The organism is Variovorax sp. UC122_21 (assembly GCF_044056785.1).
Classification (GTDB): Bacteria; Pseudomonadota; Gammaproteobacteria; order Burkholderiales; family Burkholderiaceae_C; genus Variovorax.
On the sequence record NZ_CP172004.1, the window covers coordinates 1618275 to 1628628 of the forward strand.

Here is a 10354-nt window from a genome sequence, read left to right on the forward strand (position 1 = left end):
CCTCGTTGGCCTCGCGCCCGAAAGTTTCCGTGACCGATCGACCCCTGCCTCCCGGCCTGCACCGCGACACGCTGGCCCTGCGCACCGCGCTCGAACGCAGCGTGCATGGCGAGCACTCCGAAGCGCTCTACCTCACCAGCGGCTTCGTGCAGCCCGACGCCGAGACCTCGGCCCGCCGCTTCGCCGGCACCGAGGAAGGCTTCACCTACGCGCGCACCTCGAATCCGACCGTCAGCAGCTTCGAGCGCCGGCTCGCGGCGATGGAAGGCACCGAGGCCGCGATCGCCGCGTCCAGCGGCATGGGCGCGATCCTCATGATGTGCATGGGCCTGCTCAAGGCCGGCGACCACGTCGTGTGCTCGCGCTCGATGTTCGGCTCGACCATCAACCTGATCGGGCGCGAGTTCGGCAAGTTCGGCGTCGAGACCACCTTCGTCTCGCAGACCGACGTGGCCGAGTGGCGCGCCGCGGTGCGGCCTACCACCAAGCTGCTGTTCGCCGAGACGCCGACCAATCCGCTGACCGAGGTCTGCGACATCCGCGCGCTGGCCGACGTGGCGTACGAGGCGGGCGCGCTGCTGGCGGTCGACAACTGCTTCTGCTCGCCCGCGCTGCAGCGGCCCGCCGAGCTCGGCGCCGACCTGATCATCCATTCGGGCACCAAGCATCTCGACGGCCAGGGCCGCGTGATGGCCGGCGCGATCTGCGGTCCCTCGAAGCTGATCGTCGACGTGTTCGGCCCGGTGGTGCGCACCGCGGGCATGGTGCTGTCGCCGTTCAATGCCTGGGTCGTGCTCAAGGGGCTCGAGACGCTCAACGTGCGCATGCAGGCGCACTGCGCGAACGCGCTGGCCGTCGCGCAATGGCTCGAGGCCCAGCCGGGCATCGAGCGCGTGTACTACCCGGGGCTCGCCTCGCATCCGCAGCATGAGCTGGCGATGCGCCAGCAGGCGGGGCAGGGCGGGGGCGGTCGTGTCCTTCATCGTGAAGGGCGGCGATCCCGAGACCGCGCGCGCCAACGCCTTCCACGTCATCAACAGCACCGAGGTCGTGAGCATCGCGACCAACCTCGGCGACGTGAAGACCATCATCTCGCACCCGGCCACCACCTCGCACGGACGCCTGTCCGAGGACCAGCGCCAGGCGGCCGGCATCGGCCAGGGCCTGATCCGCCTCGCGGTCGGCCTTGAGCACGTCGACGACATCAAGGCCGACCTGTCGCGCGGCCTTTCCACCCTGAATTTCTGAATCCCGCTTCCATGACCGGCAAAGTCCGCACCCGCATCGCTCCGTCTCCCACCGGCTTCCTGCACCTGGGCACCGCGCGCACCGCGCTCTATTCGTGGGCCTATGCGCGCCACCATGGCGGCGAGTTCGTGCTGCGCATCGAGGACACCGACGTCGCGCGCTCCACGCAGGATTCGACCGACCAGATCCTCGCGTCGATGCACTGGCTCGGCCTCGACTACGACGAGGGCCCGATCTACCAGATGCAGCGCCTCGAGCGCTACCGCGCCGTGATCGCGCAGATGCTCGAAGCCGGCACGGCTTACCACTGCTACGCCACGCCCGCCGAGCTCGACGAGATGCGCGAGGCCCAGAAGGCGCGCGGCGAGAAGACGCTGTACGACCGCCGCTGGCGTCCCGAGCCCGGCAAGGTGCTGCCGCCCGTGCCCGAAGGCGTGCCGCCGGTGGTGCGCTTCTGCAATCCGCCCGAAGGCGACGTGACCTGGAACGACCTCGTCAAGGGCGAGATCACCATCAACAACCGCGAGATCGACGACCTGATCATCCTGCGGCCCGACGGTGTGCCCACCTACAACTTCGCCGTGGTGGTCGACGACTGGGACATGAACATCACGCACGTGTTCCGCGGCGACGAGCACATCAACAACACGCCGTGGCAGATCAACATCTTCCACGCGCTCGGCGCACCGCTGCCGCAGTTCGGCCACGTGCCCGTGATCCTCGGCGACGACGGCCAGAAGCTCTCGAAGCGCCGCGGCGCCGTGAGCGTGACCGCTTACGAGGACAACGGCTACCTGCCCGAGGCGATGCTCAACTACCTCGCGCGCCTCGGCTGGAGCCACGGCGACGACGAGCTGTTCACGCGCGAGCAGATGGTGAGCTGGTTCGACGGTTCGCACCTGTCGAAGAGCCCGGCGCAATGGGACGCGGCCAAGCTCGCATGGGTCAACGCGCAGTACATCAAAGCCAAGCCCGATGACGCGCTCGCGCCGCTGGTGGCCGCGCAGCTCAAGAAGCGCGGCATCGAGGCCGACGATCGGCTCGTCGCCATCTGCGCGCTGTTCAAGGACCGCTGCGAGACCACGGTCGCACTGGCCGACTGGGCAGCAGCTTTCTATGCCGACGTCCACGCGAGCGAAGCGGACCGCGCGCAACACATCACCGATGCGGTGAAGCCTGCGGTGGCCACGCTTGCGGATAAACTCTCCACCCTTCCGACGTGGGACAAGGCGACGATCGCCGCGGCCATCAAGGAAACCTTGGCTGCGCATTCGCTCAAGATGCCTGCTCTGGCGATGCCGGTGCGTGTTCTCGTGATGGGGACGCCACAGACACCATCGCTCGATGCGGTCCTCGCGATTTTTTCTAAAGAAAAAATCATCGAGCGTTTGAAAGTAGCCTAAAAATCGGTCTATAATTTGAGGCTCGACACCGACACAAGGTGATTCTGAAAAGAAGCACTGGAATGTCAAAGAGGGGGTATAGCTCAGCTGGGAGAGCGCTTGCATGGCATGCAAGAGGTCATCGGTTCGATCCCGTTTACCTCCACCATCAAAAGTGTCGAGAAGAGAAGAAGTGCTGATCGCAGCACGGTTCCTAAGGTTTTGACCCTATCGTCTAGAGGCCTAGGACACCACCCTTTCACGGTGGCTACCGGGGTTCGAATCCCCGTAGGGTCGCCAGTTTCATGCAAGTGAAGCAGGCACGAGTCGTCAACACTCGACTCCGCAAGGAGTGAACGTTGTCTACCAGGAGTGGTAGTTCAGTTGGTTAGAATACCGGCCTGTCACGCCGGGGGTCGCGGGTTCGAGTCCCGTCCACTCCGCCACATAAAGCAACGGGCTACGCGAGCGATCGCGTAGCCCGTTTGTCATTTCCGCCCTCGATTTCTTGCTTGCTCGGACTTCGTGCAACGCGGTCATCGCGCAAGACCCCCAAACGAACAAAGCCCGCACGAGGCGGGCTTTGGAAATATGGTCGTGAACTCTTACGCGGTCCACGCTACGGCAAAGATTCCCTTGCGGAAGTCATTGTTGTTTTTCTCGTCGTAGTGACTTCGACGCGCTGGTGTGAGATTCAGCTTGCCTGGCCAGGCAACGCCCGGATGGCCCGAGCGAGACCGGATTGTAGCAGGCGCCCGCATACGACCCCGCGCGAGGGATCACGCACGGCGTGCGAAGCGTCCCGGCGGCAGTCCCACATGCCGACTGAACGCTGTGCTGAAGGTGCTTGCCGAGCTGTAGCCCACGCGTTCGGCGACCTCGGCGATCGCGAGGTCGCGATGCTTGAGCAGGTTCTTCGCGAGCGCCATGCGCCAGGCCAGCAGATATCCCATCGGTGGCAGTCCGACGGCGCGCGTGAAGCGATCGAAGAAGGCCGAGCGCGACAGTGCGGCCTTCTGCGCGAGTTGCGTCACGGTCCATGGCCGCGCGGGATCGGCGTGCAACTGGCGCATCGCGAGCGCGAGTCGCGCATCGGCCAGTCCGCGCAACAGGCCGGGTGGCGCGTCCTCGCCGGAGGATGAACGCAGGGCCTCGACGAGCAGCACTTCCACCAGGCGCGTGAGCACGAGTTCGCGCCCGGAGCGCTCCTCGCTCGACTCCTCGCCGACCAGCCGCACCAGCACCGAGAGCCGGTCGACGCCGCGCACATGCACCAGCGTCGGCAGCAGCGAGACCAGCAAGGCCGCATCGGGCGAATCGAAGACGAAATAGCCGCCGAGCAGGCGCACGTCGGGCGGGCCGTCGCGCATGCCGTGGCGCACCTCGCCTTCGGGGGCGGGCGCGAGCTTGGGATCGATGTGAACGGGAGCGGCCGCCTCGAAGCTCGACAGCGTGAAGCCCGGCGTCGCCGGCATGAGCACGAAGTCGCCCGCTTCGAGGGCGATGGCTTCCTGGCCCTCGACCGCGAGGCGGCAACTGCCATCGATCACCGCGCAGAAGCTGAGCTGGCCGAAATCCGAATAGCGGACCGCCCAGCGGCCGGCGCCGCTGATGCCTTTGGAGAACACGGCGCGCGGATTGAGCAGCGCGATGACCTCCGAGAGTGGATCGCTCATGGCCGGACGTTTGCAAATGAATCGTGGACTTTTCATTGTAGATAGTCCGGTTATCCATGGATATCGTTCGCTTCCATGTCAACCACTCAGCAAACCTCCATGAAAACCGTCCTCGTCACCGGCTGCTCGTCCGGCTACGGCCTCGAGACCGCGCGCCATTTCCTCTCGCAAGGCTGGCGCGTGATCGCCACCATGCGCACGCCGCGCGAAGACCTGTTGCCGCGCGACGAGCGACTGTGCATCGTGGCCCTCGACGTCACCGATCCGCGAAGCGTCACCGCCGCGCTCGAGGCGAGCGGACCCATCGACGTGCTCGTCAACAACGCGGGCATCGGGCTGCTCGGTGCCTTCGAGGCGACGCCCATGGCCACCACGCGCGAAGTCTTCGAGACCAACACCTTCGGCGTGATGGCGATGACGCAGGCGGTGCTGCCGCAGTTCCGCGCGCGCCGTGCCGGCGTGGTGGTGAACGTGACCTCGAGCGCCACGCTGGCGCCGATGCCGCTGGTCGCGGTCTACACGGCCAGCAAGACGGCCATCGAAGGATTCACGGGCTCGCTGGCGCACGAGCTCGCGGCCTTCGACGTGCGCGTGAAGCTGGTCCAGCCCGGCTATGCACCGAGCACGAACTTCACGAGCAACGGCCAGTCGCGCATGGCAGGCCTGATCCCGCCGGCCTACGAGGCCTATGCGCAGCAGGTCTTCGCGTCCTTCGCAGGCATCTCGGAGGTGACCACGGCATCGGACGTGGCCGAGACCGTGTGGCGCGCCGTGCACGACGAGTCGGGACAACTGCGCTTCCCCGCGGGCGCCGACGCGGTCGCGCTGACCCGCGCGAACGTGGCTTCTGCATCGGCTTGAGTTGGCGTAGGCGGGCTTCCACAGCGCGCGATAGGGTGAAGTGCGCGCCGTAGCATGACCACGCCCGCATCGTCGCGGGCGCGGTTTGCGTCATGTTTTCAGCAAAGGAGTTCGCCATGCCCATCTCTTCGCTTCGTACGGTGGCCGTCGCCTGTGCAGTGGCCGCGAGCAGCCTCGCCTTCGTCGGTTGCACGACCACGCGTCCCGACAACCAGGCCAGCAGTGCGTCCTCGCGCGCGTCGATCGACGCGCAGGTCGATGCCTCGCTGTCCAAGCTCTACGACTCGGTGCGCGGCTCGCGCGAACTCGTCGCCAAGTCGAGCGGCGTGCTGGTGTTCCCGGCGGTGGTCGGCGCGAGCATGGGCGTGGGCGCCGAATACGGCCGCGGCGCTTTGCGCGTGAACGGCCGCACGCAGTCCTACTACAGCACCACCTCGGGATCGATCGGCTTCCAGGCGGGCGCGCAGTCGAAGGCGGTGATCTACCTGTTCACCACGCAGGCCGCGCTCGACAAGTTCCGCGGCAGCAAGGGATGGACGGCCGGTGCCGATGCCACCGTGGCTGTCGCAACGATCGGTGCCAACGGCAGCATCGACACCAACACGATCCGCCAGCCCGTGGTGGGCTTCGTGCTGACGAACGTGGGGCTCGAGGCCGGCGTTTCGGTGCAGGGCGCGAAGGTGACCGAGATCGCGCTCTGATGCGGTGCCGGCCGCCGCGTGCTCAGGCGGCGGCCAGCTGCAGCTGCAGCGTGGCGATCTGCTCGCGCAGCGCCTTGTTCTCGGTTTCGAGCGCCGCCACGCGCTGCTTCAGCGCCTGAACCTGCTCGGAATCGGGCGCATCGAAGGGTGGCGATTCATGCTCGGACGAGGCTTCGGCTTCGTCCTCGCGCGGCTTGCGCTTCGCTTCGCGCGCACGCTTGGCCGCGAGCTTGAGTTCGTCCTTGCCCGCGTTCGCCGCGGCCACTTGCTCCTCGGCGGGCAGGCTCGCGACGGCTGCGGCCGCGTTGATCGAGATGGTGCCGGACTTCACCGCGGCCACCACTTCGGGCGCGGCCTGCTTCTGGATCTTCTCGATCATCTGCACCTGGGTGCTGCTGATGCGCGCGGCCTTGGCGATGGCCTCGCGGCTGTTGAGCGGCGCGGGCGGCGGCACGCTTGCATCGTCGCTGCTCGCGGCTGAGCTCGTGGGCGCATCGGCATCCGCGGTGGCGGACGACGCGTTCGCCGTGCGCGCGCGGCGCTCCGTCACGATGTCCTTCTTGCGCAGTGCGAGCACGCCGCGCACGAAATCCGAGATGCTGCGCCGGCCCAGGTGCTGGTCGATCATCCACAGGTGCACGTCCTCGATCGACTGGAAGCGCGTGTTCTGCACGGTCTGGAACGGCAGGCCATGCTTCTGGCAGATCGCATAGCGGTTGTGGCCGTCGACGAGAACGTCGCCCCACAGCACCAGCGCGTCGCGGCAGCCTTCGGTGAGGATGCTGCGCTCGAGGGCTTCATGCTCCTCGGGCGTGAGGGGGTCGATATAGGCTTTGAGTTCTTCGTTGACGACGATGTTCATGGATGCGCGATCGGACTGAGGGGCGGAATTCTAGAGGGCGGATCGCGTGCTGCCGGGAGGTGTCGACAGTACTCTTGGTGCGATGAGAGAACGACGCGAACGAAATAAATCCGCGATGAATGCTCGTCAATACTGACGCATCGTTGTCAAACAATCTGAGCTATCATCGCCCGCCACCGCGCAAGCCAATGCGGGCCTGAGGTTTCCATCGCGAAACATCGTTCCGGTCCCGCTGCAACGTCGAGTTCCCCCAACTGGTTTTGTCCTGTGTCTCGCTTCGATGCGAGCGCAACGAGGTGCCTGAACATGGTTATAAATAGGAATGATTCTTATTCTGTTTTTGGCTTACCAAAGTAGTAACTGACTGCCGACCGGATTTGCATCGTTCCGTCTCGCCCCGCTCTCAAGAGGTGTTGCACATGCCATCGCATTTGTCCGAGCCTTCGCTCGGAGAAGTCTTCATCGCCCATCGAGCGCAGCTGTGGCGCGTCGCCCGGAAGATCGTCAATACCTCCGATCTCGCGGACGACGTGGTGCAGGACGCCTATCTGAAGATCGTCGATGGCGCCTCGGTGCGCCAGGCCGACAAGCCCATCGGCTACTGCTGCCAGGTGGTGCGCAACATGGCGCTCGACTACTGCCGGCGCCATCGCGTCGAGTCGAACTACCGCACCTTCGACGTGGACGTGGAAGTGCTCGAGATTCCCAACGTCGAGACGCCCGATCGCCGCATGCGCGAACGCCAGGTCATCCATGCGATCGATCGTGCGCTGGCCGAGTTGCCGCCGCGCACGCGCATGGTCTTCGAGCTCTATCGCCTCGAAGGCCTCACTCAGCGCGAAATCGCCGCGCGGCTCGATTGCGCGCTGGGCCTCGTCAACGGGCTGATCGCCGACGCGGCGGCCGCCATCAAGGGCTGCGCCCACCTGCTCGACGCCGACTGACCGCGCGTTGACCGCCCATGCCGGCGGGCATCGATACGGTTTGGTATGGTTCGTGCCTGCTGCGATGGCAGCACGGCGCCGCGAGGCGCCGGCAAGAACAACGCGAACCACCCTCTGGCATGACTCAAGACAAGAACGATCCCGTCTGGAATGCCGCATGGACGTGGGTGCAGCGGGAATACGACCGTGACACCTTCGACGCTGCGGCGCGGGACGAGATGACGACATGGCTGGCCGCCGATCCGGCCCACCGGCGCGCCTACGACAAGGCAGCCCGCCTCTGGCTGCTGGCCGGCATCGTGCCGCCGGCCAACGACGTCGGCAGCGACGAAATCCCTGACGACGACTCGGGCGACTCGGGCGCCGCACCCGGCAAGCACTGACGCACCTTCGCGTGGCGGCCGCGCCGCCACCGTGCACGCATCCGGGGCTCTCGGTCCCGTGCGAAATGAACAGATGACTCGCTGAAGCGTCCTGTTGAGCAGGAGCGCCTTCCACGCGACGCCCGCACGGGCCGGTCGCAGGCGCTCCTCATGTTCAACCGCACAAGGATGCCTCGATGTCTACCAGCTGTTTCGACCGCGAAGACGAAACCTTCATCGTCCTGGTCAACCACGAAGACCAATATTCCATCTGGCCGCACTGGAAGGCCGTGCCCGGCGGATGGACCGCCGTCGACGGCGTCAAAGGCGACAAGAAGATAGTGCTGGCCTACGTCGAGCAGACGTGGACCGACATGCGTCCGAAATCGCTGCGCGACTGGATGGCCGCGCAGCAGAAGCACCCCGCGACCGAAACCGCTGCCGGTTGATCGTGACGCCGCGGGAGCCCGTCACGTTGCTGTGCCTGCCATGCGCGGGTGCCAGCGCCACCATGTATCTGCGCTGGCGCCGCGCGATGCCGGCCTGGGTGCGTATCGCACCGGTCGAGCTGCCGGGCCGTGGCGCGCGCATGGGCGAGGCTTTCGTCGAAGACCATGAGGCGCTCGTCGCTCGCCTGTGCCACGAGCACGCCCTGGCGATGCAGGGCGGCACTTTCGCGCTCTTCGGCCACAGCATGGGCGCGCTGCTCGCGCATGGCATGGCGCGCAGGCTGCAGGCAGCGGGAGCAACGCTGCCCGCGGCGCTGCTGGTCTCCGGCTGCGCGGCGCCCGCGCGGCGCGATCCGCAGCGCTTTGCCGGCAGGGAAGACGACGCGTCGCTCACGGCCGATCTGCGCAAGCAGGGCGGCACGCCGGAAGAGGTGTTCGCCAACGCCGAGCTGATGCGCATCACGCTCGACGTGCTGGCCGCCGACTACCGCATCTGCCGCGGCTTCGACCGCGCCGCACCCGCCGGCGCGCCCGCGCTGCCGGTGCCGCTGCATGCCTTCGCGGGCCGCCACGACGACATCGAGCCCGCATCCATCGAGGCCTGGTCGGCCGAGGCCGGCGACGTCTTCACGCGGGACTGGTTCGATGGCGGCCACTTCTTCATCAAGCAGCAAGAGGCGGCATTTCTCGAGGCGCTCGTGCGCCGCCTCGGCCAGGCGGTCGGCTCCGGCAGGCATGCGGTCCGCGCGCTGGCCTGAGCCGGCGCCCGCGTGCCCGATGCCATCGGATCTCGATGCCCGTGGCGCGGCGTCCCGCGCCCTTCGAAAAGGCGTCCGTGCCGGGCGCCGCGCAGCAAAGGAATCGACGACATGAATGAAATGCTTACCAGGCTCGAGCGCAAGGCGCCGGCCGGCTCCGATCTTCCCGTTCTCATCGCACCCGCCGAGCCCGGCGAGAACCTGCTCGCCGCCGTCGAAGGCCTGCGCTCGCGGATCGAGCAGGCGCTGCCCGTGACCGGTGGCGTGCTGCTGCGCGGCTTTGCCGTGCCCACGGTCGAGACCTTCCAGCAGTTCGCCTCTTCGTTCGGCCATCCGCTGCTGAAGTACGAGTTCGCCTCCACGCCGCGCTCCGCGGTGTCGGCGTCCACCGGTGCGGGTGTCTACACCTCGACCGAGTACCCGTCGCACCAGAGCATTCCGCTGCACAACGAGCAGGCCTACACGCGCGAGTGGCCGATGAAGATCTGGTTCCACTGCGTCACCGCCTCGCCCGAAGGCGGCGAGACGCCGATCGCCGACAGCCGCGCGGTCTACCGGCGGATCCCCGCGCGCATCCGCGCGCTGTTCGAGCCGGGCATCCTCTACGTGCGCAACTTCGGCGAGATGGACGTGCCCTGGCAGAAGGTCTTCAACACCGAAAGCCGCGCCGAGGTCGAGGCCTTCTGCACCCGCTCGGACATCGCATGGGAGTGGAAGGACGACGACGGCCTGCGCACGCGCCAGCGGTGCCAGGCGATCGAAACCCATCCGGTCACCGGCGAGCTGGTCTGGTTCAACCAGGCGCACCTGTTCCACATCTCGGCGCGCGATCCCGAGGAACGAGAGGTGCTCGAGGAGCTCTACGGCATCGAGAACGTTCCGCGCAACACCTTCTTCGCCGACGGCTCGGTCATCGGCGACGAGATCTTCGCCGAAGTGCGCGCGGCGCTCGATGCCGAGACCGTGTCCTTCCGCTGGGAAGAGGGCGACGTGCTGATGCTCGACAACATGCTCGTGGCCCATGCGCGATCGCCATTCAAGGGGCCGCGCAAAGTGATCGTGGCCATGGCGGAGCCGCACGGCAACCTCGGACGTTTCTAGGCTGGACATC

The 10354-nt window shown here is 66.7% G+C and carries 10 protein-coding genes, 3 tRNA genes and 1 pseudogene; 12 read left to right on the plus strand and 2 right to left on the minus strand.

Annotation, left to right across the window (positions count from 1 at the left end; translation table 11 throughout):
• Positions 1 to 29 precede the first annotated feature (29 nt).
• The 5 genes and pseudogenes from ACHMXE_RS20060 (at position 30) to ACHMXE_RS20080 (ending at position 3076) form a co-directional block, all read left to right on the plus strand.
• Positions 30 to 1248: pseudogene (locus ACHMXE_RS20060) on the plus strand (O-succinylhomoserine sulfhydrylase).
• Between the two features lie 11 nt (positions 1249 to 1259).
• Positions 1260 to 2651: a glutamate--tRNA ligase gene (gene gltX / locus ACHMXE_RS20065; protein WP_296796881.1), complete on the plus strand. Its 1392-nt coding sequence runs from the start codon at positions 1260 to 1262 to the stop codon at positions 2649 to 2651.
• A gap of 72 nt (positions 2652 to 2723) precedes the next feature.
• Positions 2724 to 2799 (plus strand) — tRNA-Ala (locus ACHMXE_RS20070).
• A gap of 55 nt (positions 2800 to 2854) precedes the next feature.
• Positions 2855 to 2930, plus strand: a tRNA-Glu gene (locus ACHMXE_RS20075).
• Between the two features lie 69 nt (positions 2931 to 2999).
• A tRNA-Asp gene (locus ACHMXE_RS20080) sits at positions 3000 to 3076 on the plus strand.
• Positions 3077 to 3409: 333 nt separating this feature from the next.
• Here ACHMXE_RS20080 and ACHMXE_RS20085 read toward each other — a convergent pair.
• On the minus strand, positions 3410 to 4306 hold the full coding sequence (locus tag ACHMXE_RS20085; protein WP_395350968.1) for an AraC family transcriptional regulator: 897 nt from the start codon (positions 4304 to 4306) through the stop codon (positions 3410 to 3412).
• A 99-nt stretch (positions 4307 to 4405) separates the two neighbouring features.
• On the opposite strand from ACHMXE_RS20085, the gene ACHMXE_RS20090 reads away from it, so the two are divergent.
• On the plus strand, positions 4406 to 5167 hold the full coding sequence (locus ACHMXE_RS20090) for an SDR family oxidoreductase (protein ID WP_395350969.1): 762 nt from the start codon (positions 4406 to 4408) through the stop codon (positions 5165 to 5167).
• 116 nt (positions 5168 to 5283) lie between these two features.
• The gene (locus ACHMXE_RS20095) at positions 5284 to 5868 is read left to right on the plus strand and encodes a YSC84-related protein (RefSeq protein WP_203202197.1); all 585 of its coding nucleotides are present in this window, start codon (positions 5284 to 5286) and stop codon (positions 5866 to 5868) included.
• Positions 5869 to 5890: 22 nt separating this feature from the next.
• On the opposite strand, the gene ACHMXE_RS20100 is transcribed toward ACHMXE_RS20095, so the two are convergent.
• Complete coding sequence (locus ACHMXE_RS20100; protein WP_395350970.1) at positions 5891 to 6730, minus strand: plasmid replication/partition related protein; 840 nt, start codon at positions 6728 to 6730, stop codon at positions 5891 to 5893.
• A gap of 419 nt (positions 6731 to 7149) precedes the next feature.
• Here ACHMXE_RS20100 and ACHMXE_RS20105 point away from each other — a divergent pair, with 419 nt between their 5' ends.
• The 5 genes from ACHMXE_RS20105 to ACHMXE_RS20125 all read left to right on the plus strand — a co-directional run bounded on the left by ACHMXE_RS20105 (position 7150) and on the right by ACHMXE_RS20125 (position 10344).
• Positions 7150 to 7674, plus strand: coding sequence for a sigma-70 family RNA polymerase sigma factor (locus ACHMXE_RS20105; RefSeq protein ID WP_209546508.1), 525 nt, complete (start codon positions 7150 to 7152; stop codon positions 7672 to 7674).
• 119 nt (positions 7675 to 7793) lie between these two features.
• Positions 7794 to 8057 (plus strand): FecR/PupR family sigma factor regulator, encoded by a 264-nt coding sequence (locus ACHMXE_RS20110; protein WP_395350971.1) that lies wholly within the window; start codon positions 7794 to 7796, stop codon positions 8055 to 8057.
• A gap of 176 nt (positions 8058 to 8233) precedes the next feature.
• A complete protein-coding gene (locus ACHMXE_RS20115; protein ID WP_395350972.1) occupies positions 8234 to 8485 on the plus strand; it encodes an MbtH family protein in 252 nt (83 codons plus the stop codon).
• 26 nt (positions 8486 to 8511) lie between these two features.
• Positions 8512 to 9243 carry a thioesterase II family protein gene (locus tag ACHMXE_RS20120; protein WP_395350973.1) on the plus strand — a complete coding sequence of 244 codons (732 nt, stop codon included), beginning with the start codon at positions 8512 to 8514 and terminating at the stop codon, positions 9241 to 9243.
• 111 nt (positions 9244 to 9354) lie between these two features.
• Positions 9355 to 10344 (plus strand): TauD/TfdA family dioxygenase, encoded by a 990-nt coding sequence (locus ACHMXE_RS20125; protein WP_209546501.1) that lies wholly within the window; start codon positions 9355 to 9357, stop codon positions 10342 to 10344.
• The last annotated feature ends 10 nt before the right edge of the window (positions 10345 to 10354 follow it).